The following is a 25035-nucleotide window of genomic DNA, read 5'->3' on the forward strand; positions in this document are numbered from 1 at the left end:
CGGCGGCGCTGAACGTCAGCGTTTTGCGGCGATGAGGCTCAGCGCGCGAACTGCGCGGTCGACCTTGGAAACGCCGCCGAGCGCGCCGAATGCGCCGATCAGCGTCAGCAGAACCTGGCTGGTCGTCGACGGCGGCTGGGCGGCGGTCGCCGTCGCCGGACCGGCGATGCCCAGCGTCTGAAAGATCGATAGCGCGGCATAGGCGCCGATCGCCGCCGGCGTTTTCAGCCCGACCAGCGCTTCGCCGCCCAGCGCCTTGTCGATCGGCGACATCGGCAGAGCCTTCGCGATGTCGTCGGACGTCGGAAGCGCGCCATTCCCTGCAGGCTTTGCTCCTGCGCCTTGAAGCGCCGCTTGGAGCAGTCGTCGTAGCGCGGCGTCTGCGCCTGCGGTTCCTTCGGCCGCCTGGCCGTTGGGCTTGGGAGCGAGCGCCTGACGAAGAAGATTCGACAAGGTGTCCGTGGCCGACGCGTCGGGCGAACTTGCGTCCCGCGTCGTGAGGCCGTTGACCAATTGCCTGACGAGGCGCTCGAGGAAGCGTTCGCGCTCCTCGCGGCGCTGAACCTCCGGACCGATCACGGCTGGCATTTGTCGATGCGCCGGGATGTTCAGAAGGCTCAGCGTGCGCTCGTCGGCGACGCCGGTCGCCGGCAGTTCGCGCGACTGTTGAAACAGGGCGACGGCGTTGCGCGTGTTGGGGCCGAACTCGCCGTCGATCTCGCCGGGGCTGAGGCCCGCGTCCCGCAGCGCCCTTTGCAGCGCTTCAACCGCCGGGCCGACCGCTCCCTCCGCAATCTCGTCGAGCGCCTTCACCTCGCTGACGGGCGGCGTGATGATATCGCCGGCGACGCCTCCGCGCAGATGCGGCGGCGCCTCATTCTGCGCGATCTGCACGATCGTCGGCAGGAACGTTTGCGGCAAGGGGGCGATCTCCAGCGGCAAGCGGCATGCAATCATGTCCGACTTCGGACGCGTGTCGCGCTTGACCATGTCGCTCAGATTGCCGCTCACATAGACGATCTGGTCGCCTTCCACGCGCTCGACGAAACCGACGTGGCCCTTGCCGGAATTTGGCGCGCCGCGGGGGAAAACGACAATCGCGCCATGTTCGGGCGCGCCATGGAGATCCCTGCCGAAGTTCTCGTAGCTGCGCGCCGCCAGCGAACCGCTGTTCCTGTAGCCGGCGAGACTGAGGCAGGCGCCGACGAAGGCGGCGCACCACGAACGGCGTCGTCCTGCACCTTGTGGCCGCACAGCCGATACATCTCGATGATTTCGGGATTGGATGAAGGTCCCGGGACCTCTTTCTTATTGAGAAACTCGAGGGAAACGGTGAGCCAGGGCGTGGTCATGAAACACCTGTGAGGACTCGGCTTTTCGAAAATGGCAGACGGTATGAATACTACTTAAAGTAGTAATTTTTTTAGCATCAATCAAAACGCGAAATCTGTCAATCGCGCGCGGATCGCGCGGCGAAACCTGCGTTGTCGGCGCGCGGATGGCGCCGCTGCCGGGACATGAAGGCGATGCGCGCTTTGCGGCGACCGGGGTCGCGTCGTCGGAGGCGCGCGTCATCGGGGTCGTGCGCGGCATTGCATCCGGACGGGTGGCGCGATCAGGAAGCGCTGGCCTGCATCGCCGTTGGCGCTGCGCCGCGCCGTCGCGCAGACGCAGTGGCTCGGCATAGCGCCGGGCGCAGGCGCGCGCCTTCGCGTCTAATCCTGCAGCGGACCCCAGGCCGGATCGCTCGCATAGCTTGGCGTCGGCACCTGAATCTCCGAGCGGCCGAAGACGTCGACCATGTAGATTTTCGGACCGCCGCCGCCGCCCGAATCGCGGAAGAACATCAGGAAAAGGCCGTTCGGCGCCCAGGTCGGCCCCTCATTGTGGAAGCCCTCGGTGAGAATACGCTCGCCGGAGCCGTCGGTTTTCATGACGCCGATGCCGAAATTGCCGCCGTTCTGCTTGGTGAAGGCGATGTAATCGCCCTTGGGCGACCAGACGGGCGTCGAATAGCGTCCGCCGCCGAAGGAGATGCGTTTCGCTTCGCCGCCATGCGCGCCGATGATGTAAATCTGCTGAGAGCCGCCGCGATCGCTTTCGAAGACGATGTGCGAGCCGTCGGGCGAGTAACAGGGCGCCGTGTCGATGGCGGCGGTGTCGGTCAGGCGCATCGTGGTGCGCGAACGCAGATCCATCGTGTAGAGATTGGTCGTCGAGCCCTGCGACAGCGACATGATGATCTTCTGCCCGTCCGGCGAAAATCGCGGCGAGAAGGTCATGCCCGGAAAATTGCCTACGACTTCGCGCTGGCTGTTCTCGATGTTCATCAACAGAACTTTGGGATCGCCGTCCGCGCCGAACGACATGTAGGTGACGTCGAGCGCGTTGGGCGAAAATCGCGGCGTGACGACGAGCTCGTCGCCGCGCGTCAGATAGCGCACATTCGCGCCGTCCTGATCCATCATCGCCAGGCGCTTGCGGCGCCTGGCCTTGGAGCCTGTTTCGTCAACGAAGACGATGCGCGTGTCGAAGAAGCCCTTCTCGCCGGTGATGCGCGTGAAAACCGCGTCCGACAGGAGATGCGCGACGCGCCGCATATTGGCGGCCTCGGTCACATATTGCTGGCCGGCGACCTGCTCGCCCGTCGTCACGTCGAAGAGTCGGAACTCTGTCTTGAGCCTGCCGTCGCCAACCCGTTGCGAGCGACCGGTCAGCACGAATTGCGCGTTCACCGCCTTGAAGGCGGCGAGATGGGGCGTCGCGTCGGGCGGCGCGGCGTCCGCCGGCAGCGCGCCCGGGTCGATCGGGTTCAAGAACACTGAGCGCTTGAAATTGTTCAGCGTCACGGAGGTGACGGTGCGCGCGGCGTCGTCGCCGACAAAGGGCGCGACGGCGATATTGATCGGCTGGAAGCCGCCGCCCTTGAGGTCGATGATGCGGCCGGCGCGCGCCAGAGTCATGGGAAGCAGAGGAGCGACGGCGGCTCCGGCGATGAGTCCGGCGGCGGCCCGGCGGGTGATGAATCGTGTCATGGGGCGAATCTTTCAAGCATCGACGTGAAGAAAGCGTATCGCTTCACGGCGATGGAGGAGGTTGTCCATGCGGGCCCACTCAGCCCGCGTGCGGTTCGCGTCGCGCGCGCGAGAGGGGGCCGGCGCGATTGGCGTCGGCATGACGCCGGCAGCGCCGCGCTCGCTCCAGTCCAGCGAGAACCGGGCGCGGTTGGCGGGGACGCGGCGGCCTGCGAACAGAGCGCGCACTAATTCGCGTCCTGAAAGCGGATGGTGACCTCGTGCAGCGCCTCTTCGTAATAGGGCATGAACTCCGGCGGAATGCGCATGGGGCTGCAGCGGCGCACCGCCTGCATCGCCTGTTCGCCGCGGGCGTGCTCGGTCGGGGTCGCCGAGGCGTTCAGCAGCTTCGGACGGCCTTCGAGTTCGCCTTCGCGCGAGAGATGGAATTCAACGACCGGCGCATAGGATTGTCCGCCAAGCGACAAGCCGGACGCCCAGCACGGATAGTAGTGATCGTGGATATAGGCGGCGATGCGGGCCTCCATCGAGACGGACATTTTCGCGGCCGATCCCGTCGGCGCGCCGAGCGCCGCCGTCTGAGTGGCTCTGCCGGTTGCGGCCTTGCGCTGCGGGGCTTCGCGGCTCAGCAGTTTCGAGATGCTGGCGGCGTCGAATTTCGTCTTCGGCGCGTGTTCATCGCCGGACTTCGGCTTCGATTCCTTTACCGCTTTCTCGGCAAGCTCTCCGATCGATGTGTCCGGCTTGGGCTTTTGCTGCGTCTTTTTGCTCTCAAGAAGTTTCGCCACCTCGTCGATCTTCAGCCGCTCCTTGGGCTTTTCACGAGCGGCGGCGTCCTTCGCCGAATTGTCGGGCTTGGGCCGCGCCGGGGGCTTCGGCTTCACGATCTCGGCGTCGTCCGGATCTTTTTGCTCCGACTCTTTCTTCTGCGCTTCCGGCGCCGCGGCCTTGGGTTTTGCGGCCGGTTTCGGCTCGGGCTGCTTTTCGGCCGGCTTGGGCGGCGGCTCAGGTTTCGGCGGCAGAGCGGCGACGCGCTTGGGCGGCGTCGGCGGCGTCTCGTCAGCGTTGGGCTGCGGCAGCGGACGCGCCGGCGGGAGCGGCGTGGCGATGTCCTTCTTCGCCTCGGCGAGCGGCGGCTCGGGCTTTGTCTCGGTTTCGGGCGCGACCTTGTCGACGCGCGGCGTCGGCTTGACGTCGCGCGCGGTTTTCTCGCCCTTCATGATCTGGGTGAGTTCGCTGTCGGTGACGAGATCGACCGGGGCGATCTCCACGACATCGAATTTCTCCGATTCGGAAAACAGGACGAGCGCCGCCAGAAGCAATCCAACGTGGATCGCCGAGGAAAGAGGAAAACCAGGTTCGGAGCGCGAAATTTTCATTTCCGCTCAGCTCACTTCCTCTCCTGCTCCGTCACCAGCGCGACCTTCTTGTAGCCGGCGCTCGTGACGAGCGACATCACTTCCGCGACGCGGCCATAGTTCACCGCCTTGGAGCCGCGGACATAGATGCGTTCGTCAAATCCCTGCTTTGCGGTTTCCTTCAGCCTGTCGAGCAGCTGCGTCGTTTCGACCGGCTGATCCATCAGGAACACCTGTCCCTTCTCGTCGATGGCGATCGAGACAGGCTTCTGGTCGATGTTGAGCGCGCCGGCCTTGGTCTGCGGAAGGTCGACGGCGACCCCGGTCGCGAGCAGCGGCGCCGCCACCATGAAGATGATCAGCAGCACCAGCATCACGTCGATGAACGGCGTCATGTTGATTTCAGCCATGGCGCCATAGCGGGGGACGCCGCGCCGCCGCCTGCCGCCCTTGCGTCCCGGAGCCGAGATTGAAGCGCCCATAGTGCTCCTTACGCCGCGCGGTCGCGGTTCGACGAGGCCGTGTGCTGATCGATCTGCCGCGAAAGGATCGCCGAGAACTCGTCGGCGAAGCTTTCCATGCGCGCCTGCGCCCTGGCGACGTCGCCTTGCATCTTGTTGTAGGCGATCAGCGCCGGGATGGCGGCGAAGAGGCCGATCGCCGTGGCGAGCAGCGCCTCGGCGATGCCGGGCGCGACGACGGCGAGCGAGGTGTTCTTCGAAGCGGCGATCGAGCGGAAGGAGGTCATGATGCCCCACACCGTGCCGAACAGGCCGACGAAGGGGCCGGCCGAGGCGACGGTCGCCAGCACCAGCAGATTGGATTCAAGCTTCTCCACCTCGCGGGCGATGGAGACGTCGAGCACCTTCTCGATGCGCGCCTGCAGGCCCATGAAGGAGGCGCTGGCGCCGGACTGGAAGGAGCGCTTCCATTCCCGCATCGCTGCGACGAAAAGCGTCGCCATGCCGGTTTGAGGGCGTTCCGAAAGCTTGCTGTAGAGCTCCTCGAGCGAATTGCCCGACCAGAAGTTCTCCTCGAAGCGGTCCATGGCGCGGCGCATGCGCGCAAAGAGCAGCGTCTTGTCGATGATGATCGCCCAGCACCAGACCGATGCGGCGAGCAGTCCGAGCATGACGACTTTGACGACGATATGCGCGCCCCAGAACATGCTCCAAATCGTGATGTCGGCGGCGGGAGCGGCGAGGGGACTCGCGGCGATCTCGGCTGGATTCATGATTTGTCCTTGAGTCGGCAGGCGCTCTGCGGCGGCTTTGGCTGCGACGCCCGGTCTATCGCCCGCAATTTCGCCATTTGTTGGGCTGCGGTGCGCCGCACAACAAACCATAGCGGAGAGGCGTTAACAAGGCGTAAGGGTTAAGCGAAGGTTCGGGGGGCGGAGGCTGGGCCGTAACGGGCCGTCTGCGCCGCCGGCGGCGGCTCAATCGTTGAGCCGGTAAATCCACCAGCCCTTGTGCTGATAGACGAGGGACAGCCGCGTCAGAGGCGAGGGCAGGGAGGTCGAGAACGGCAGCAGCCGCGCGATCAGCCGGTCGCCGTCGCTCTTGCGTTCAAAATAATGCAGCCGCGTCGCGCCGCCGATCGGCTCGACAGCGAAGCCGCCCTCAATCTTCTGGTCGCGCAGCCATTGCTGGGCGGATTTGATGAGACCGTGCGAAACGCCGGTCGCGGCGAAATCCTTATAGGCGATGGAGAGCTTTTGCGGCCGCACGGCGGCGAGCCTCCAGACGTCGGAGATGCGCACCGCGACATAGGCAGGCTTGCCGTCGGCGAGCGTCTTCAACGCTTGGCTCGCGCGCGTCTCGTCGGAGTCGAGCAGCGCGTCGATGAAGCGCGTGAAGACGTCGACGGAGCCGGCGGAAACCCCGGCGCCCCAGCGTGCGCGTTCCGGCGCCGCCGCAGCCGACCAGGCGGCCGGCAGGAGAAGCCCGCGCGCCTGCGAATCGTCGAGCGGCGCGGCGCGCCCGGCGACGAGACGGATCGCGCGCGACAGATCCCACCAGGCGAGCACGACCGCGTCTTGCGGCGTATGTTCGCGAATCGCGGCGAGAACCTTCGCCGCGTCGCTCGCCGAGACGTCAGCGAACAGGATCGGCTCCGTCACCTGATTGCGCCACACGAGCGGCGTGAGCCGACCCGCGCCGTCGCGTGCGACGACGCCGTCGGCGATTGGCCGGCGTTCGTCCTTCGCCGAGATTGCGATCTGCTGGAGCCGGTCGGCCTGCAATCCGAAAACTTCGGTTTCTTTCGCCGCGTCCGCGGAGATCGTCGCGAGCCGCGTTTCAAACGGCGCCGTGGGATTGAGCCCGGCGTAAATCGCCCAGCCGAGCAGGGCGAAGCCGAAGACGAGAAGGGTGACGCCGGCGATCAGCCGGATGCGAGGAGTCATGCGCGTCCAGTATCAGAGTTTCGGATGTCATCTTCCGAGTGTCAGTCCCGCGAAAGCGGGATCCACTGCAGCAGCCGCATGTTTCCAAAACGGCCCCTGGATTCCCGGCCGCGCTGGCGCGCGCCGGGAATGACATCGGGAACGCTCACCCGCCCTTGCGCTCGCGGCGCATGAGCAGGCCGGCGCCGGCGAGCATGGCCAGGAGACCCAGACCGCCCGCCCAGGCGCGCCGCGTCGGAGAGTCGAGATCGAGGTCGCCGCGCTTCTGGCCGGAGATGCGCTTCAGTTCGGCGCGGATTTCCGCGGCTTCGCGCAGCTTCGTGTCCTCGTCGTTGATCTTCGCCGCCGCGCCGATGAGTTGCGACCAGCCCTCGGTATAGGTGTAGCCGCCTGGGTTCATATGCGCGAGCCCCTTGTAGTGCTTGATCTGGTGGTGCTCCCACATGTCGGCGAAGACATATTCGATGGCGCTCGGATTGTTGCCCTTCTGCCAGAACAGCTGGAAGAAGCCGCCCGCGTCGTCCTTCTCCGGCGGCGGCGGCGCCGGACGGTTCGTCATCTGGCCGGGCAGCAGCTTGTCGTTATAGAGCTTCACCAGGACGCTGCGCGCCTTCTCGGTGATGTCGAGTCCGGAGACGATGCCCTTGTCCATGCCGTCGAGATAGGCGCGGGCGAAACTGTCAGAGTGACAGTTCGAGCAGGTCGACACCCATGATTCCTTGCGCCGCGTGAACCAGGGATGGTTCAAATTCTCGGCGATCTTCGGCATCGGCACGAAGGCCCAGCGCGCCTTGCGCACCATGTTGTGCGTGAACTTGCCCTCATATTCCATGTGGCAGAAGGCGCAGGTCGGGGCGTTCATCTTCCCCTTTTCCATTGCGTCGGCGAGGCGGACGTTCCAGTCCCATGTGTCGCCGCGCGTTTGATAGATCGTGCCGTGCTTCGAGAGCATGTAGCCTTCGAATTCATTGTGATCGACGCCATTGTGGCATTGCGCGCAGGCCTGCGGCTTGCGGGCTTCGACCGCCGAGAACTCATGGCGTGTGTGGCAGGAGTTACATGTCGTCTGCGGCGTGTGACAGAAGGTGCAGCCTTCCGCGACTTCACGCTGCTCCATCGCCGCCCAGACGGCGTTCTCGACATTGGCCTTGTAGGAGAGCGCATGTGACGGGTGGCCCGGCTTCCATTGCTCCTGCGGCCAGGTGAAGGTGTCGCGTTCCGATTCGCGTTCGGCGAACTGCTGCACATGGCACTGTCCGCAGGCGGCGGCGTCCGGCATTTTCAGTTCGGTCTTGTGCTGGCCGTGCTCCTTGCCGACGCCCATGTGGCAGTCGATGCAGCCGACCTCTTTCAGATTCTCGCCGGCCTTGAGCGTCCCCATCGAGCGGAGGTTGTTCTCGACCTCCGTGATCATCGCCTTCTTGTAAGCGCGCGCATCCGAGTCGGGCAGATTGCGGATGGCGTCGAGATTGCCGTGCACGCTGCCCTTCCAGCTATGCGTCCAGCCGGGCGTGACCTGCTGATGGCATTCGACGCATTGCGCGCGCTGCGCATCGACGTCGATCGATTGCGGCGGCTTATAGAAATCATGCGGATTGAGATATTTCGAGATCGGAATCGGCTCCCAATATTTCGAGAGCGAGCCTTTGCCGGCGCCTTGCGATTCGTCGTAGTAGCGCTTGGTCAGGGCGTCGTAGAGCTCCTTCGGCGAGGCGGTCTTCTCCAGACCTAGCGCCTTGAAGGTTTCGTCCGGCGTCTCCGCGAAGGCCGGGACGCAGAGGGCGAAGCTCAGGGCGACCGCGACCATCAGGGCGAGGCGAACGGCGCCATTAAAAACCATTCGTGAACTCAGCATGCTCTCCCTCGCCCCGTTTCGCGTGTGGCTGTATTGTCGGCGCCGGGGCGGCGAGAGGAAAGGACCACAGCCTTTCCCGCCAATGAGGCCACCCCGTGATTCCGTTCCAGCTCGTCAAACCGCTGCGCGACGATAGATGATGGCTGCGGGAGAAGCCATGACGACGCGTTGGTTCCCCTCAGCATTGAAGACCGCCGAGGCGCCGCCCGGCATGCGCATTTATGCGATCGGCGACGTTCACGGCCGCGCCGATCTTCTGCACGTCCTCGCCGAAACGATCGCCGAGGATCTGGCGGCGCGCCGCTGCGACCAGGCGATCACTGTTTTCGTGGGCGACTACATCGACCGTGGCCTTGGCTCGAACGGCGTTTTGAAGCGCCTGTCCTCCGGGGATTTCCCTACGCCGATCGTCACGCTGCGCGGCAACCATGAGGAGGCGCTGCTGCGCTTTCTGAATGATGCGGCGGCGCTCGACGACTGGGTCGACAATGGCGCGCTGATGACGCTGCATTCCTATGGCGTCGACGCCGGCGAGGAAACGGCGCAGGGCGGCGCTTCGCAGGTGCGCCGGAAATTTCTCGCGCATTTCCCGCAGGCGCATCGCCGCTTTATCGAAGAAACGCGGCTTTGGGCGGAATATGGCGGATATTTCTTCTGCCACGCCGGCGTGCGGCGCAGCGCGCCGCTGCATCTGCAGGACGTTCACGATCTGATGAACATCCGCGAGGGATTTCTCGATTGCGAACAGTCCTTCGGCAAGGTCGTCGTGCATGGGCATACGCCGCATCGCGACGTCGAGGATCTGCCGAACCGGATCAATCTCGACACGCACGCCGTCAGCAGCGGCGTGCTTACCGCGGTGGCGCTGGAAGGCTTCGAGCGGCGCTTCATTCAGACCTGGTGAGGTCCGCGCTATTCGTCAGCCGACGCGAAGCTCGAAGGCGTTTTCGAGGTGGCGCGGCAGCCGGCCCGGCGCCACGAAAATCGCGTCGGCGCGCAGCGTGTAGGTCATCGCCCAGGGGTTTGCAGCAAGCCAACGGCCGACAGCTTGCGAGAAGCGCCGTTGTTTTTGCGGCGTGATAGCGATGACAGCGTCGTCGAGAGCGCCGCGCGCTTTCACTTCGACGAAGACGATCGCACGCCCACGCCGCGCGACGATGTCGATTTCGCCGCCATGCGCGCGGAAATTGCGCGCGAGAATTTGATAGAGGCGCGCCCTTAGCCACAGCGTCGCCAGCGTCTCCGCGCGCAGGCCGTAGACATAGGCGGCGCGGTGGGCGTGGGGGTCGCGGTCCAATTTATCCGATCTTGAGCGTGACCTGCTATCCATAGTCAGGCGATCTTTAAAATCCACCCGAGGCGGGCTTGAAATTTGACATGTTGGCGGCCAAAGGGATCGATGGCATCCGAATGCGAGGCGCTCTCGATTACTACATGGCCAGATTAATGACCAGATCTCACACACGAGGTGTCATTGGTCAATTCACAAAAATTGACCTTCAAGTCTACGCATTCGACAATTTGCGCTAATCTGGAAGCAAAATGACTGGTGAAAACATATTTATTACTTTCATAGCAGTTGCTAGCTTTTGCATGATATATAATTCTATACAATATTCTTTCCGGCTGAGAGAATGGGAAAAAATCGATGGGATAGTGGTAAATGCGATGGAACATTAGTGGGAGACGATTTCGTGTATAAACTAATAATTAAGACAAACATTGATGGCAAAGAGGACATAATGTTATTGCGTAATGAGTTTTGTAAAATGAACGTAGGTGATGGCGTCAAGATATTGCGCAATCCAAAGAAGGATAACGAGGCCGTGCTAATCGACACTCAAAACAAACTAATAATGCCTTTGATCATGTCATACACTCTTCTGGGCGTCATAGTGTTTCACTGGCTCAAAACTTCTTAGCGTATGGGAAGGCTAACATAAAGAAGTTTGCACCCCCGCATACGCCCTGCTGCGGAGGCGGCTTTTCGCCGCGATCTCTGCGCGTAGGATCAACCCGCAGGCGTCTTACCGGCGTTGATCGCCAGTTGCGCGGCGAAAGCTCGTTTATAGGCGGGCCGCGCTTCACCGCGGGCGACATAGGCGGCCAGGTTCGGAAATTCGTTCAGAATGCCCGACGAGGCCAGCCTGAGCAGCACTGAGGCCATCATCAGGTCGCCCGCGCTGAAAGCGCCGTCAAGCCAGTCGGCGTTTCCGAGGCGAGCGGAAAGCTGGCTCAGCCGGGTGCGCACGCGGTCCTGGACAAGAGGCAGACGTTCCTGATGCCAGGGCTTGTCGCTTTCCAGCAGTCTGGCCGTCGCGAGTTCAAGGATGGTCGGCTCAACCGTGTTGAGCGCAGCGAACATCCATGTGACGGCGCGCGCCCGCGCATTGGCGTCGTCCGGCAGCAAGCCCTCATGGCGTTCGGCGATATGGAAGACGATCGATCCAGTTTCGAAAAGGGCGAGATCATCTTCTTCATAGGTCGGAATCTGGCCGAAAGGATGTAGCGCCAGATGCGCTGGCTGTTTCATCGCCTCGAACGAAACAAGGCGAACTTCGTAGGATTGGCCCACCTCTTCAAGCGCCCAGCGCACGCGCGTGTCGCGCGCCAATCCGGCGCCTCCGTCGGGCGACCGTTCAAAGGCGGTGATGGTGATGGTCAATGCGAGGCTTCTCCCGGCGGAATCATCGGCTGCAGGGCAGGCAAGCCGTCCACGTCAAATCTCGCCGTGCTGCTTCGCAGCCGCCAGCTCCAACGCCCGCGCATAGACCTGACGGCGCGGCTGGCCGGTCGCGGCGGACACGACGCTCGCCGCGTCCTTGACGGAATAGGCCGCGAGCGCCTCTTCGATTCTGGCGTCGAGATCGGCGGCCGAAGCCTGCGCCGCGCCGGCGCCGGGCGGGGCGACGAGCAGCACGATCTCGCCCTTCGGCGGCTCCTCTCCGGCGAGCGCAGCGGCAAGCTCGTCGAGCGTCCCGCGACGCACCGACTCAAACATCTTGGTCAGTTCGCGGGCGATCGCCGCATTGCGTTTGCCGAGCACCGCCGCGCAATCGGCGAGCGCGTCGACCAAACGGCGCGGGCTTTCGAAAAAGACCAGCGTTCCCGGCACATGCGCGAGTTCGGCGAGCCGCGCGCGGCGCGGGCCGCTCTTGTGGGGCAGAAAGCCTTCGAAAAAGAAGCGGTCGGTCGGCAGTCCGGCGACGACCAGCGCCGCGAGCACGGCGGACGGCCCCGGCACCGACGTCACATGCACGCCTTTCTCGAGCGCTTCCTGCACAAGCCTGAAGCCCGGGTCGGAAACCAGCGGCGTGCCGGCGTCGGAGACGAGCGCGAGCTTCGCGCCCGCCTCGAGCCGCGCCAGCAGATGCGGACGAATCACCTTGGCGTTGTGCTCGTGATAGGCGACGAGCGGCGTCGAGATTCCGTAATGGGCGAGCAGCGTCTTGGTGACGCGCGTATCCTCGGCGATCACCGCGTCGGCCGCGGCGAGGGTGGAGAGCGCGCGAAAGGAAATGTCCTTCAGATTTCCGATCGGCGTCGCGACGAGATGCAGCCCCGGTTCGATCCTTTCGGCTTCGGCGCGCAGGCCGAAGGCGGTGTAGCTCGCTACTTGCGGAAAAGCCTCGATGGTCATGCGCGCCGCCAATCGTTGTTCTTTTTAAGATACCAAACGTTCGCTTTACAGGACAAGCACTAACTGCGCGCCAGCCGCAATTCTTCCAAATGGCCCGTCTATTGACTTTCGGCCAGGGACTCGGACCTTAGCGCAGAAACGCCGCGCCATTGGCCCAAGCCGCCTCGGGCGCAAGGGGATTCTCATGCCGACTTTGTCTTCTCTCGCGCGCGCCGGCGCGCTCGGACGCGGGGCCGCTCCCAAACGCGCCGCGCTGATCGGCATTGCGGCCCTGCTGGCCGCCTGCAATCCCGCCGCCGGGCCGTGGGCGCCGGGGACGCGCGACCTGAAGTTGAGCGCCTCGACGCAGACCGCGCCCGCCGCCGGCGAGACGATCGGAACGGGCGCGGTGAAAATTGCGCTGATCGTGCCGCTCACCGGTCCGTCCGGCCCGTCCTCGGTCGGCGCGTCGCTGCTCAACGCCGCCAAGCTCGCTTACGCCGACAGCGGCGACAATGACGTGTCGATCCTCGTCAAGGACGACCGTTCGACGCCTTCCGGCGCGGCCGCGGCGACGCAGGCGGCCATCAATGAGGGCGCCGAGGTCGTGCTCGGGCCGGTGTTCGGCGCCGGCGTCAAGGAGGCGGGCCGCGTCGCCCGCTCCGCCAACAAGCCGATGATCGCCTTCTCCACCGATTCTTCGGCCGCCGGCCACGGCAGCTACCTTCTGTCGTTCCCGGTCGAGGGCTATGTCGATCGGGGAGTCAGCTTCGCTTCGCAGCGCGGCAAGAAGTCGATCGCGGCGCTCGTGCCGGAAAATGATTACGGCACGCTGGCGATGGCGCAGTTCCAGCAGAGCGCCGCCACCTATGGCATTCGCGTGCCGGTCATCGAGCGCTACAAGCCTGGCGCGCCCGGCGAATCCGTGAGGCGTCTGGCAGCGGCGCGCGATCAGTTCGACGCCCTGTTCATTCCCGAGCAGGCCGAGGCCATGCAGGCGGTGTCGAAGGAGCTTGTCGCGAACGGCATCGACGCCAAGAAGGTGCAGATTTTCGGCACTGGCCTGTGGAACGACGCGCGCACGCTGAACCTGCCGGCGCTGCAGGGCGCCTGGTTCACCGCGCCGGAGAACGCCGGCTTCAACGCCTTCGCGCAGCGCTACAAGGCGAAATACGGCTCCGACCCGGCGCGCGTCGCGACGCTCGCCTATGACGCGGTGTCGCTCGCCATCGCGCTGTCGCGTTCGCAAGGGTCGCAACGCTATTCGGAAAGCGTGCTGACCAATCCCTCGGGCTTCAACGGCGCCGACGGCGTCTTCCGCTTCAAGGCGGACGGCGGCAATGAGCGCGGCCTGTCGGTGCTGGAGATCGGCGGCGGCACCGCGAAAATCATCTCGCCCGCGCCGCGCAATTTCACCGGCAACGGCGCATAAATCCGTTTCGCATTCTCCGAGACACGCTATTGTTGCGCGCTAGCTATTGCTGCGCGCGTCGAGCGCATTTGTTTCATTGGAGAATATCAATGGCGACCAACCGCACTAACGTCTATTCGCCCTCAGAGTTTCTGGAGCGCCAGAGCGCTGACGCCTGTCTGCTCCCGCTGACCGCCGTGGGCGTCTCGAAACCAGGCGCCGACAAGAAACACATTCTTTTCGCCCTCGACGTCGCGCGCGACGTCTGGATCAACGTGCCCGTCGCGCTCGTCGAGGACGTCGAAGTCCTGGGAGAGGCGAAATGCGGGGCCGAGAGCCATTCGCATGTCCGCCTGCGCCTGAAGGATCCGGGCTCTCCCGAGGGTCAGGTCCTCGCCGCCTTCTTCTCAGGCATGGAGACCGCGCTCTTCGCGGTGATGCGGAAAGTGACGCCGATCTTGCTTGAGGCGGGCAAGGCCGGCCTGCGCGACGCCTGCCACGACTGCGTCAATGCTTGCGCGCAGGTCCCCAATCCGCCGGACGACCCCTTCGCGCAGATCTCCTGCATGCTGGGTTGCAGCGCCTGCCCCTGAGATCGCTTAAGCGGTCGCGCTTTCGCCTGCGATCTTGCCGAAATCGGCGACGCCCATCATGACGCGGCGCAGTTCGGCAAGAAGCCGCAGGCGGTTCAAGCGCAGATCGGCGTTTTCGGCGTTGACCGTCACCCCATCGAAGAAGGCGTCGACCGGCTCGCGGAGCTTCGACAGCGCGCGCATGGCGCCGGCGAAATCTTCGGTCTTCAGATGTTCCGCAGTCTCTTCGCGCGCCCGCGCGATGGCGGCGGCGAGCTTATGCTCCTGCGGCTCGATGCGCAGATTCGGCGCATGGCGCTGCGCATAGGCGTCCGGCCCGTCCTTCTTTTCCTCGATCTTGAGAATGTTGACGGCGCGGCGAAAGCCGGCGAGCAGATTCCTGCCGTCGTCGGTTGCAAGGAATTTGTCGAGCGCCTCGACTTTATGCGTGATCATGAGCAGATCGTCCTGTCGCGGCGCCTGTTCCCCTCCCCCCTGCGGGGAGGGGCTAGGGGTGGGGGTCTCTGTTTCCGCAACAGCCCCGAGCGCCGCATCTATCAGATCGTATCGCGCCCCCTTGTCGCGCAAGTAGACCTTCAGCCGATCGATGAAAAATTCGAGGAGGTCCGCCGCGACGTCATGCCCGGACTTGTTCCGGGCATCCACGCCCTCGCGCTTCACGTGGATGGCCGGGACAAGCCCGGCCATGACGCCGTGGAACTGCAAGCGCAGCTCGTTCTCCAGCACGATCCTGATCACGCCCAGCGCCGCGCGGCGCAGCGCATAAGGGTCCTTGCTGCCCGTCGGCTTCTCGTCGATCGCCCAGAAGCCGACGAGCGTGTCGAGCTTGTCGGCGAGCGCCACGGCGATCGACACCGGATCGGTCGGGATGCGGTCGTTCGGCCCCTGCGGCTTGTAATGCTCCTCGATCGCCGCGGCGACAGAGGCGTCTTCGCCCTGCGCGCTTGCGTAGTAGCGGCCCATCAGCCCCTGCAGCTCAGGAAACTCGCCGACCATTTCGGAGACAAGGTCGGCCTTGCAGAGCGTCGCCGCGCGCTCGGCGAGAAAAGCGTCGGCGCCGACGATCGGCGCGAGTTCCTTAGCGAGCGCCGCGATGCGCTTCACGCGTTCGCCCTGCGTGCCGAGCTTTTCGTGAAAGACGATGGCGTCGAGCTTCGGCAGGCGTTCTTCGAGCTTGGTCTTGAGGTCGGTCTCATAAAAGAACTTCGCGTCCGACAGCCGCGCCGCGATGACCCGCTCATTGCCGGCGACGACCGTCGCGCCGCCGTCGCTCGCCTCGATATTCGAGACGAGGATGAAGCGGTTGGCGAGGTCGCTGTCTCGTCGCAACACGAAGCACTTCTGGTTCACGCGAATGGTCGCGCGAATGACTTCAGGCGGAATGACAAGAAAACTCTCGTCGAACGCGCCCATCAGCGTCACCGGCCATTCGACGAGGCCGGCGACTTCTTCGAGAAGGCCCGCGTCTTCGACGAGCTCCAGCCCCTGCGCGAAGGCGAGATCCTTCGCGTCATGCAGGATAATGTCGCGCCGGCGCGCCGGATCGATGACCACTTTCGCGCGCTCCAGCGCAAGCGCGTAATCGTCGAAGCGCTTCACCTGGATCGCCTGCGGCGCCATGAAGCGATGGCCGTGGGTGACGTTGCCGCTGGCGATCCCGTCGACCTCGAAAACCACGACGTCGGGCGTTTCGGTCTCGGGTCCGAAGGTCGCGACGATGGAATGCAGCGGGCGCACCCAGCGCAGCGACTCCGGCCGTTCGGACGCTGCGCCCCAGCGCATCGATTTCGGCCAGGGGAAGTCCTTGACGATCGCCGGGAGAATTTCGGCGAGCACGTCGATCGTCTCGGCGCCGGCGCGCTCGATGACGGCGACATAGAATTCGCCCTTCTTCGGGTCCTTTTGGATTTTCGCCTGATCGAGCGAGGCGAGCCCGGCGCTCTTCAGAAAGCCGGCGACCGCGGCCTCGGGCGCGCCGACGCGCGGGCCTTTGCGCTCTTCGCGCAGATCCGGCTGGCGGGACGGCAAGCCCACCACCTGCAGCGCCAGACGGCGCGGCGTGGCGTAGGCGGCGGCGCCTTCATAGGTCAGTCCGCGCTCGACCAGCGCATTGGTGACGAGCCGTTTCAGGTCGTCGGCCGCCTGCCGCTGCATGCGCGCTGGAATTTCTTCGGAGAACAGTTCGAGAAGGAGATCGGACATGGCGCAGGCTATTCCCCTCGCCCCGCCTGCGGCGGGGAGGGGTTAGGGTGGGGGGCTCCGGCACTTGGTAGAGCGCGGCGCAGATCGTGTCCACAACGCTTTCAAAATTGCGCAAAACTTGGCGATTCCAAAATCTCAGCGCGCGATGGCCGCTTGTTTCAAGAAACGCGTGCGCTTTCCTCGCGCCGCCGTTCAGCGTCAAAACCATGCCGCCCGCCGTCGATCTCGACGACGCTGCGCGTGCGATGACAGGCAAAATCCGCGAAATAAGGACCGATCGGCGCTTTTTCGGCGGAAGTGAACGTTCGCGATTTCAAGCTGTCAGAGCTATGTCCAAAGCTTAGCGGGGGAGGAGAACTCTCAGGCGATTTCCTTGACCGCCGCATTCGGCGCCTCAAGCAGAAATTTCTCGACTTCGAGCGCCGCCATGCAGCCGAGGCCGGCCGCGGTGACGGCCTGACGATAGACTTCGTCGGCGACGTCGCCGGCGGCGTAGACGCCCGGCACGCTCGTGCGCGTCGTTCCAGGCTCGACGGCGATATAGCCGGACGGCTTCGTCGTCAGCTGTCCGCGGAACAGCTCGGAGGCGGGCGAATGGCCGATGGCGACGAAAACGCCGTCCGCCGCAAGCGTATGGATCGCGCCGGTCGCGACATTCTTGACGCGCGCGCCGGTGACGCTCAGCGGGTTCTCGTCGCCGACGATCTCCTCGATCACATGATTGAAAAGTATCGAGACATTTTTCTGCGCGAGCAGACGCTTCACGAGCACGCGCTCGCTGCGGAATTCGTCGCGGCGATGAATGATCGTCACATGCGACGCGAGATTGGACAGATACAGCGCTTCCTCGACCGCCGTGTTGCCGCCGCCGACGACCAGCACTTTCTTGCCGCGGAAGAAGAAGCCGTCGCAGGTGGCGCAGGCGGAGACGCCAAAGCCCTTGAACCTCTCCTCGCTCGGCAGACCAAGCCATTTGGCTTTGGCCCCCGTAGCGACGATCAGCGAGTCGCAGGTGTAGGATTCGCCCGAGTCGCCGATCAGCCTGAACGGCCGCTCGTCGAGGCGCGCCTCGACGATATGGTCGGAGACGAGCTTGGTCCCGACATGTTCGGCCTGCAGGCGCATTTGCTCCATCAGCCAGGGGCCCTGGATCGGCTCGGCGAAGCCGGGGTAGTTTTCGACCTCGGTGGTGATCATGAGCTGACCGCCCTGATCGAAACCGGCGATCAGCATCGGCTCGAGCAGGGCGCGCGCGGCGTAGATCGCCGCCGTATAGCCTGCCGGGCCGGAGCCGATGATGATGACGCGCGCATGCTGCGGCATGGTGTGGCCTCGCGAATGACGACCCCGCAATCTAGCCATTCTCAGCCTCGCCGCAACCGGCGGGCCGACCGTGCGGCGTTCAATGCAAAACGCCCTCCCGAACGGGGAGGGCGTTTGCAATCGATCAATCGGGACGCGGTTTGGCTTACCAGCCCCAGCCGCCGCCCCAGCCGCCGCCCCAACCGCCGCCCCAGCCGCCATAGCCGCCGTAGCAGACATTCACCCACTGGCGGCGCCACCCCCAGTTGGTCCACACGGTGCGCAGCTGATAGCAGCCGTTGTTGTAGCCGATGTTGGAATAGTAGGGCCAACCCCATCCCCAGCCATATCCCGCTCCGATCAGACCCGCGCCATACCAGGGCCAATAGCTGCGCCGCCAGGGCCGTCTCCAGCCCCAACCGCCGCCGCGCCAGCCGCCGGCCCATGGCCGTCCCCAGCCGGCGCGTCGCCAGCCGCCGCCCCAGCCGCCGCGGCCGGCCCAGCCGCCTCTAAAGCCGCCGCCGGGAAATACCGCGCCCCTGAAGCCGCCGCCCCTGAAGCCGCCGAATCCGCCGCCCCTGAAGCCGCCGAAGCCGCCGCCCCTGAAGCCGCCCATGCCGCCGCCTCGGAAGCCGCCCATGCCGCCGCCGAAGCCGCCGCCTCGAAACCCTCCGCGCGCATCGGCGACATCGGTATGCGCCAGCAATCCGATGAGCAATGCGGCCGTCGCGGCCGCCGTCTTGATCGTGTGAGACATTTGCAGCTCCTGATTCAGGTCTCAACGAGATTGCGCTGGCTGGCGAAAATGCGTGCGCGGCCAAGGCGCCACAACGTCCGCCGCCAACCCCGCCAATCCCTCTAAATCGCGCGCGCCGCGCAGGGTTCAAGCGGCGCGCAACGCGTTGCGTGCGCGGCGAAGCTGGGTCGCCTTAGTAAATAGTTTGATAGTGTTGCCGCTATGCCACACATCTTTCCGGACGACGCTTATAAAAGCAACGACGTTGTTTAGAGCTATCGTCAATTAATAATGGAACATTATTGGATCGCCCCCGGTTTCTTAGTTTCAATAATGCGTCGGGCTGGTCAGGCAGTCGAGCTGGCTCGTGGCCTTTGTTTGGTCACAAGCGATTTCTATTGGCTCGAACGCTGCGGAGATGTTGAGGCTTTAAAAAGGAGCGCGTCGTGAAGAATTTGAAGCCCGTGATTTTGGCGTTTGGCGTCGCGAGCATGTTCGCGACTGCGGCGCAGGCGGGCGAATGGATTGGCAAGGCGTCCTATTATGCGCTCAAGGGCAGAACGGCGAGCGGCGCGCATGTCGGCGCCTTGACCGCCGCGCACCGCACGCTGCCGTTCGGAACCAAGGTGCGGGTGACAAATTTGCGCAACAATCGCTCGGTGGTCGTGGTCGTGAACGATCGCGGGCCGTTCACGCGCGGCCGCGTGATCGACGTCTCCGCCGGCGCGGCCGACAGCCTGGGGTTCAGGTCGGCGGGCGTCACCCATGTCAAAGTCGTGCAGGTCGCCGACTAATATCGCCACCACAAGCGCTGATCAGACCGCGTTCGGCCGGGGAGTTGACGCCGCCGATCGCGGCGATCCCGCCGATCTGCACGGAAAGCGCCGGGGTCACGTCATAGACCGCGCTCAGCTGGAACTTCTGCGCGGCGACGACGCCCGCCGGGCCGCCCCTCGGCGCAAATCCAGAAAAGCTTTGAGCGAGCAGCAGGACCGGCGGCAGCGGCCTCAGGCCCGCCGTGAAGTCCGCGCGGATTTCGTCGCCGTTCTGGCCGCGCGTCCGATAGCCCAGCTGCGCGTCGATGAAGGCGGGGAAGCCGAACAGCTCGAACGGGCGCCCGACGAGGAATCGCACGTCGCCCTGCACGGCGTCGCGCATGTCGAGGAACAGCCGCGCGGCGGGCGACGCCGCCCGAACGCCGGCTTGCAGCGAGACGATGTAGCCGTTCCAGGCGAAGAGCGTCGTGCGCGCGCCCAGCGCGCCCAAACCCAGACCGTCGTAACGCGCGCCCGCCGGGCCCTGAAGCGACAGCGGCAGGCCGGCCTTCGCCTCCTCGACGAGCAGGTTGAGGTGGTCGTAGGGTCCGGCGGCGCCGCGGAAATTCATATAGCCGCCTTCGGCGACGATCGTCAGCCAGTCGAACAGGCCGTGCTCGACGTAAACGCGCGTTTCGAACTTGCGGTAGGACGGGGTCTGGATCAGGCGGCCGTTGGAATCATAGGCCTTGCGGGCGTCGGCGAAAGTGGTGGTGACGATCGCTTGTCCGCTGCCCGGCGCCATCAGCCATGCGCCAGCATGGGCCGACTGCGCCGCAACGGCCGATAAGCAAAAAACAATAAAATTCGCCGACGCGCGCATGGCGCCACGCAAAAAAGCAATCCCGCCGCCGCCCGTCGGCGGCGAGCGGCGCAATGCTAAAGCCGATACGTTCCGTTGACAATCGACGGCCGCGACCAAGTCCCGACATGGGCGTGCGCGTCGGGTCCGCCATGGCGCTGCGTGTCCCCAGGCCGCTGCGTGTCCCCAGGCCAGAGAGACCGAGGCAGTCCCAAGGACTATGCCGCCCGGCGGTGTGGCGCGCCGCCGAAAAACTCGAGATAGCGGGCGTCGATTTCAGCGACGGGCATCACCACAAAGACGTCCGTGGTGTTGAATTTGCGGTCGACGACCGCGCCGTCGCCAAAACGCGCGCCGACCCGCAGATAGCCCTTGATCAGCGGCGACAGCGCGTCGCGCGCCTTGCGCGCGTCGAACGCGTCGCGCGCCAGAATCCGCATCGGCGTATGCAGCTCCTCGCGCGCGCTGACGCGCCACGCTTCTTCGGCCGGCGCGTAATGCGCGAGATAGCTCAACGCCTGCGCATGGGCGAGCGGATTGGCGCCATGCAGGCTTGCGCAGCCGAACATCACGTCGATGTCATGCGCCCGCACATAGGCGAGCAGCCCGCGCCACAGAAGTTCGATCGTGCGTTTGCCGCGATAGGGCGCGAGCACGCAGGAGCGCCCGAGCTCCAGCGCGCGCTTGCCGGCGTGGCGGGCAAGGAGCGGCGCGACGTCATATTCGCCTTCGGAGTAGAAGGCGCCGGCCTTCCTCGCCATTTCGTCGCGCATCAGCCGATAGGCGCCGACGATCTTCGGCCGCGTCTTGCCGCGGCGAGTCTGCGCCGCGTGATCGATGACGATGAGATGGTCGCAGAATTTGTCGAATCGGTCGGCGTCGCGGCGGGTGAAGGCGGTGCGCGCATCGGGAATGGCGCCGCCTTCCTTGTAGAAGACCTCGTAGCGCAGGCGCTGCGCCTTGCGCACTTCTCTCTTGCCGCGCGCGAGCCGCACTTCGAGCGAACCCAAGCGGCCGAGCGTCTCGCTGAGCGCTTTCTTCGCCTGTTTGGGCTTTTTCGAAGCAGCTTGCTGAAAATTGACGAGGGCGAAGATCGACTGGCCGAAATCCGCGTTAACCGTCCACATATGCGACTCGCTCCGCTGCGATCTATTCGCTTGAAGATCACGGGGAGGCGAAGCTTTTGTGACGCGATCGTCGCTCCCGCGTCGCTCGAGTTGCGCCTGGCGCGCGAAGCTCTACAAGGCGGCAAGCCAAGGAGAGCGATCATGATGAGAGGCTTACGACTCGCCGGCGCGGCGATCTGTCTCGCGATCGCGCAAGCGCGCGCCGAGACGCCGCTCGCCGGCTGCTACGAACGCATCTATGACGACGCGCATCTTGGGGCGCATCGCGGCCAGATCGTGCGCCGCGTCAAACTCGAGGTGAAGCAGGCGTCCTACGCCCGGTCGGCGCCGGGCGACAAAACGCCGATCATCGCCGACGCCGATCTCGAAATCTGGGTGACCGCTGAAAAGCCCCGATTCGCGGCGCTCGGCGCCTGTTACCGGGAAGGCGAAGAGCTGATCTGCAACGCGGCGCTCTCGGCCGCCGAAACTGATGTCTGCGGGAAAAAGACGGACGGCGTCCACGACTGCAGGGTGGATATGAACGACGCCGGTTCGTTCCGGCTGGCGAAACGGCCCGACGGGCTGCTGCTCAGCGTCAATGCGCGGCTGGAGCTCTCGACCCACGACGACAGCGGCCCCTGGCTTTATCTGAGCCCCGGCAATGTCGAGAATCACGCCTTTCTGCTGAAACCGGCCCCCGAGTCGGCCTGCAAATAGCGGCGCGCGCGCTTCCGCTGTTGGGAGGTCCTGACAGGCGGGCTTGGGGCGACGAAAAGCTTGCAGAAGGCGTCGAAAACGACGGCGGAAATCCTTGCTTGCCGAATCTCGCGAGATGGCCGAGGCTGTGAACAGCCCGGCTGGAATTTTCCCCAATATCCACTAAATTCTCCACATATTGTCGTTCCATTAATTTTTGACCACTACATCTTGACGCCGTCAGAAGACTCGCGCAGTCTGGAGGCATCACGGAATGACGACGCGGCGAACATTCCCACGGGAGTTCGGCCGTCCCCGGCGCCAGCCGGACGTGAGCGTCGCTGTGTGTGGGCGTGATCCTCGTTATCGGCGTGCTTTCAATCGCGGCGCATTGATCCGCGAGCGGAGGTCGCGCGTCTTTCGAGTTCCGAATTGTCAAGAATCGCATCGCGGGCCGGCGAACGGCTGCGCGCGGGCGGACGCCTGCGCTTTGAGGGGATGGAACGATGAAAATTGAGCGGCGCTACACCAAGGCGGGCGAATCTCCTTATGCGAACATCGCGTTCCGCACGACGAAGAGCGAGATCCGCAATCCCGACGGCTCCATCGTCTTCTCGCTCGAAAACATCGAAGTCCCCAACCAGTGGAGCCAGGTAGCGGCTGACGTGCTGGCGCAGAAGTATTTCCGCAAGGCCGGCGTGCCGGCGCGCCTGAAGCGCGTCGAGGAGAACGCCGTCCCCTCCTTCCTGTGGCGCTCGGTCGCCGATACCGAGGCGCTCAGCGATCTGCCCAAAGATCAGCGTAACGGCTCGGAAACCTCCGCCAAGCAGGTCTTCGACCGTCTCGCCGGCGCCTGGACCTATTGGGGCTGGAAGGGCGGCTATTTCGATACGGAAGACGACGCCCAGGCGTTCAGTGACGAGCTTCGCTACATGCTCGCGATGCAGATGGCGGCGCCCAATTCCCCGCAATGGTTCAACACCGGCCTGCACTGGGCTTACGGCGTCGACGGTCCGAGCCAGGGCCATTTCTATGTCGACTACGCCAACGGCAAGATGGTGAAGTCGAAGTCCTCCTATGAGCATCCGCAGCCGCACGCCTGTTTCATCCAGTCGATCGAGGATGATCTCGTCAATGACGGCGGCATCATGGATCTCTGGGTGCGCGAGGCGCGGCTGTTCAAATATGGCTCCGGCACCGGCACCAATTTCTCCAAGCTGCGCGGCGAGAAGGAGAAGCTTTCGGGCGGCGGCTCCTCCTCGGGCCTGATGTCCTTCCTCAAGATCGGCGACCGCGCGGCCGGCGCGATCAAATCCGGCGGCACGACGCGGCGCGCCGCGAAAATGGTCGTCGTCGACATCGACCATCCGGACGTCGAGCAGTTCATCGACTGGAAGGTGAAGGAGGAAGAGAAGGTCGCCTCGCTCGTCGCGGGCTCCAAGATCGTCAAGAAGCATTTGAAGGCGATCATGCGCGCCTGCGTCAATTGCGAAGGCCCCGGCGACGATTGCTTCAATCCCGAGATCAATCCGGCGCTGAAGCGCGAGATCAAGCTCGCGCGCCGAAACGACGTGCCGGACAATTACATCAAACGCGTCATCCAGTTCGCCAAGCAGGGCTACAAGGACATCCAGTTCGACACATACGACACGGACTGGGACAGCGAAGCCTATCTCACCGTCTCGGGCCAGAACTCCAACAATTCGGTCCGCGTCACCGACGAATTCCTGCAGGCCGTCGAGAAGGACGGCGACTGGAGCCTCGTCAAGCGCCTCGACGGCAAGGTCGCGAAGACGCTGAAGGCCCGCGATCTGTGGGAGAAGATCGGCTACGCCGCTTGGGCGTCGGCCGATCCGGGCATTCAGTTCCATACGACGATCAACGACTGGCACACCTGCCCGGCCGGCGGGCCCATTCGCGCGTCCAATCCGTGCTCGGAATATATGTTCCTCGACGACACGGCCTGTAACCTTGCGTCGCTGAACCTGCTGCAGTTCCGCGACCTCGAGACGAAGCGCATCGACGTCGACTCATACGAGCACGCCGTGCGGCTGTGGACCATCGTGCTCGAAATCTCGGTGCTGATGGCGCAGTTTCCGTCAAAGGAAATCGCGCAGCTGTCCTACGACTACCGCACGCTGGGCCTCGGCTTCGCCAATGTCGGCGGCCTGTTGATGTCGTCGGGCGTCGCCTATGACAGCGAAGCGGGCCGCGCCATCGCCGGCGCGCTTTCGGCGATCATGACCGGCGTCTGCTATGCGACGTCCGCGGAAATGGCCAAGGAGCGCGGGCCGTTTGTGCGCTTCATGGAGAATCGCGAGGCGATGCTGCGCGTCATCCGCAATCATCGCCGCGCCGCGCATGGCGAACGCCTCGGCTATGAGAAGCTCGCGATCGCGCCCGTGCCGCTCGACGTCGCCGCCTGCCCGGATCAGGCGTTGATCGAGCATGCCGCAGCCGCCTGGGACAAGGCGCTCGCGCAGGGCGAACTCTACGGCTATCGCAACGCCCAGGTCTCCGTCGTCGCGCCGACCGGCACCATCGGCCTTGTCATGGATTGCGACACGACCGGCATCGAGCCCGATTTCGCGCTGGTGAAATTCAAGAAGCTCGCCGGCGGCGGCTATCTCAAGATCGTCAACCGCGCGGTGCCGGAAGGGCTGCGCGCGCTCGGCTATCGAGAGAGCGAGATCGCCGAGATCGAGGCCTACGCCGTCGGCCACGCGTCGCTCTCCAACGCGCCCGCGATCAATGTCGCGAGCCTGCGCGCGCGCGGCTTCACCGACGAGAAGATCGCCGCGGTCGAGACGGCGCTGCCGTCCGCCTTCGACATCAAATTCGTCTTCAACAAATGGACGCTCGGACCCGAGTTCCTCACCGAGACTTTGAAGGTCCCGGCGGCCGCGCTCGACGACAAGAACTTCGACCTTCTGTCGCATCTCGGCTTCGCCAAATCCGAGATCGAAGCGGCGAACATCCATGTCTGCGGCGCGATGACTCTGGAGGGCGCGCCGCATCTGAAGCGCGAGCACTATCCGGTGTTCGACTGCGCCAACCCCTGCGGGCGCACCGGCAAACGCTATCTTTCGGTCGAG

Annotated in this window: 23 protein-coding genes; 6 read left to right on the forward strand and 17 right to left on the reverse strand. The window is 64.5% G+C overall.

Going from position 1 to position 25035, the window contains the following annotated elements; all coding sequences use genetic code 11:
- Positions 1–15 precede the first annotated feature (15 nt).
- The 7 genes from AB7F41_RS11135 to AB7F41_RS11165 form a co-directional block, all read right to left on the reverse strand.
- The gene (locus AB7F41_RS11135) at positions 16–1254 is read right to left on the reverse strand and encodes a peptidoglycan-binding protein (RefSeq protein ID WP_428380521.1); all 1239 of its coding nucleotides are present in this window, start codon (positions 1252–1254) and stop codon (positions 16–18) included.
- 461 nt (positions 1255–1715) lie between these two features.
- Positions 1716–3035: a Tol-Pal system beta propeller repeat protein TolB gene (gene tolB / locus AB7F41_RS11140; RefSeq protein ID WP_428380520.1), complete on the reverse strand. Its 1320-nt coding sequence runs from the start codon at positions 3033–3035 to the stop codon at positions 1716–1718.
- A gap of 227 nt (positions 3036–3262) precedes the next feature.
- Positions 3263–4414, reverse strand: coding sequence for a cell envelope biogenesis protein TolA (locus AB7F41_RS11145; protein WP_428380518.1), 1152 nt, complete (start codon positions 4412–4414; stop codon positions 3263–3265).
- A gap of 11 nt (positions 4415–4425) precedes the next feature.
- A complete protein-coding gene (locus AB7F41_RS11150) occupies positions 4426–4875 on the reverse strand; it encodes an ExbD/TolR family protein (protein ID WP_428380517.1) in 450 nt (149 codons plus the stop codon).
- Between the two features lie 8 nt (positions 4876–4883).
- On the reverse strand, positions 4884–5627 hold the full coding sequence (gene tolQ, locus AB7F41_RS11155; protein WP_428380515.1) for a protein TolQ: 744 nt from the start codon (positions 5625–5627) through the stop codon (positions 4884–4886).
- A gap of 204 nt (positions 5628–5831) precedes the next feature.
- The gene (gene haoB / locus AB7F41_RS11160) at positions 5832–6800 is read right to left on the reverse strand and encodes a hydroxylamine oxidation protein HaoB (RefSeq protein ID WP_428380513.1); all 969 of its coding nucleotides are present in this window, start codon (positions 6798–6800) and stop codon (positions 5832–5834) included.
- 145 nt (positions 6801–6945) lie between these two features.
- Entirely contained in the window at positions 6946–8640 is a 1695-nt protein-coding gene (locus AB7F41_RS11165) for a multiheme c-type cytochrome (protein WP_428406579.1), read from the reverse strand.
- A gap of 172 nt (positions 8641–8812) precedes the next feature.
- On the opposite strand from AB7F41_RS11165, the gene AB7F41_RS11170 reads away from it, so the two are divergent.
- Positions 8813–9559 (forward strand): metallophosphoesterase, encoded by a 747-nt coding sequence (locus tag AB7F41_RS11170; protein WP_428380510.1) that lies wholly within the window; start codon positions 8813–8815, stop codon positions 9557–9559.
- Between the two features lie 15 nt (positions 9560–9574).
- Here the strand turns inward: AB7F41_RS11170 and AB7F41_RS11175 are convergent, their stop codons facing one another.
- The 3 genes from AB7F41_RS11175 to rsmI form a co-directional block, all read right to left on the reverse strand.
- Positions 9575–9952 carry a YraN family protein gene (locus AB7F41_RS11175; protein ID WP_428380508.1) on the reverse strand — a complete coding sequence of 126 codons (378 nt, stop codon included), beginning with the start codon at positions 9950–9952 and terminating at the stop codon, positions 9575–9577.
- Positions 9953–10666: 714 nt separating this feature from the next.
- On the reverse strand, positions 10667–11320 hold the full coding sequence (locus tag AB7F41_RS11180) for a glutathione S-transferase family protein (RefSeq protein ID WP_428380506.1): 654 nt from the start codon (positions 11318–11320) through the stop codon (positions 10667–10669).
- A gap of 54 nt (positions 11321–11374) precedes the next feature.
- Positions 11375–12295: a 16S rRNA (cytidine(1402)-2'-O)-methyltransferase gene (gene rsmI / locus AB7F41_RS11185; protein WP_428380505.1), complete on the reverse strand. Its 921-nt coding sequence runs from the start codon at positions 12293–12295 to the stop codon at positions 11375–11377.
- Positions 12296–12479: 184 nt separating this feature from the next.
- On the opposite strand from rsmI, the gene AB7F41_RS11190 reads away from it, so the two are divergent.
- Both AB7F41_RS11190 and AB7F41_RS11195 read left to right on the forward strand, forming a co-directional pair.
- Positions 12480–13706, forward strand: a complete 1227-nt coding sequence (locus AB7F41_RS11190) for a penicillin-binding protein activator (protein ID WP_428380503.1) — start codon at positions 12480–12482, stop codon at positions 13704–13706.
- Between the two features lie 89 nt (positions 13707–13795).
- Positions 13796–14278, forward strand: a complete 483-nt coding sequence (locus AB7F41_RS11195) for a hypothetical protein (protein ID WP_428380501.1) — start codon at positions 13796–13798, stop codon at positions 14276–14278.
- Between the two features lie 6 nt (positions 14279–14284).
- On the opposite strand, the gene glyS is transcribed toward AB7F41_RS11195, so the two are convergent.
- The 5 genes from glyS to AB7F41_RS11220 form a co-directional block, all read right to left on the reverse strand.
- Positions 14285–16432: a glycine--tRNA ligase subunit beta gene (gene glyS / locus AB7F41_RS11200; RefSeq protein ID WP_428380561.1), complete on the reverse strand. Its 2148-nt coding sequence runs from the start codon at positions 16430–16432 to the stop codon at positions 14285–14287.
- The gene (locus tag AB7F41_RS11205; RefSeq protein WP_428380499.1) at positions 16359–16688 is read right to left on the reverse strand and encodes a DUF559 domain-containing protein; all 330 of its coding nucleotides are present in this window, start codon (positions 16686–16688) and stop codon (positions 16359–16361) included. Before AB7F41_RS11205 ends, glyS begins: the two co-directional genes overlap by 74 nt.
- The gene (locus AB7F41_RS11210; protein WP_428380497.1) at positions 16639–16866 is read right to left on the reverse strand and encodes a DUF559 domain-containing protein; all 228 of its coding nucleotides are present in this window, start codon (positions 16864–16866) and stop codon (positions 16639–16641) included. Before AB7F41_RS11210 ends, AB7F41_RS11205 begins: the two co-directional genes overlap by 50 nt.
- Entirely contained in the window at positions 16841–17803 is a 963-nt protein-coding gene (trxB, locus tag AB7F41_RS11215) for a thioredoxin-disulfide reductase (RefSeq protein ID WP_428380495.1), read from the reverse strand. Before trxB ends, AB7F41_RS11210 begins: the two co-directional genes overlap by 26 nt.
- Before the next feature lie 145 nt (positions 17804–17948).
- Positions 17949–18539, reverse strand: coding sequence for a hypothetical protein (locus AB7F41_RS11220; protein WP_428380494.1), 591 nt, complete (start codon positions 18537–18539; stop codon positions 17949–17951).
- Positions 18540–19009: 470 nt separating this feature from the next.
- On the opposite strand from AB7F41_RS11220, the gene AB7F41_RS11225 reads away from it, so the two are divergent.
- The gene (locus AB7F41_RS11225) at positions 19010–19312 is read left to right on the forward strand and encodes a septal ring lytic transglycosylase RlpA family protein (RefSeq protein ID WP_428380559.1); all 303 of its coding nucleotides are present in this window, start codon (positions 19010–19012) and stop codon (positions 19310–19312) included.
- Here the strand turns inward: AB7F41_RS11225 and AB7F41_RS11230 are convergent.
- Together AB7F41_RS11230 and AB7F41_RS11235 are read right to left on the reverse strand one after the other, a co-directional pair.
- Positions 19287–20078: a hypothetical protein gene (locus tag AB7F41_RS11230; RefSeq protein WP_428380492.1), complete on the reverse strand. Its 792-nt coding sequence runs from the start codon at positions 20076–20078 to the stop codon at positions 19287–19289. The genes AB7F41_RS11225 and AB7F41_RS11230 overlap by 26 nt on opposite strands.
- A 275-nt stretch (positions 20079–20353) precedes the next feature.
- Positions 20354–21262 carry a GNAT family N-acetyltransferase gene (locus tag AB7F41_RS11235; RefSeq protein WP_428380490.1) on the reverse strand — a complete coding sequence of 303 codons (909 nt, stop codon included), beginning with the start codon at positions 21260–21262 and terminating at the stop codon, positions 20354–20356.
- A gap of 141 nt (positions 21263–21403) precedes the next feature.
- Between AB7F41_RS11235 and AB7F41_RS11240 the strand changes: the two genes are divergently transcribed.
- On the forward strand, positions 21404–21961 hold the full coding sequence (locus AB7F41_RS11240; RefSeq protein WP_428380488.1) for a hypothetical protein: 558 nt from the start codon (positions 21404–21406) through the stop codon (positions 21959–21961).
- Positions 21962–22446: 485 nt separating this feature from the next.
- Positions 22447–25035: adenosylcobalamin-dependent ribonucleoside-diphosphate reductase (locus AB7F41_RS11245; RefSeq protein WP_428406580.1), on the forward strand; the 2589-nt coding region annotated here is incomplete at its 3' end.

The sequence above is a fragment of the Methylocystis sp. genome (assembly GCF_050251305.1).
In the GTDB taxonomy this organism is placed as follows: domain Bacteria; phylum Pseudomonadota; class Alphaproteobacteria; order Rhizobiales; family Beijerinckiaceae; genus Methylocystis.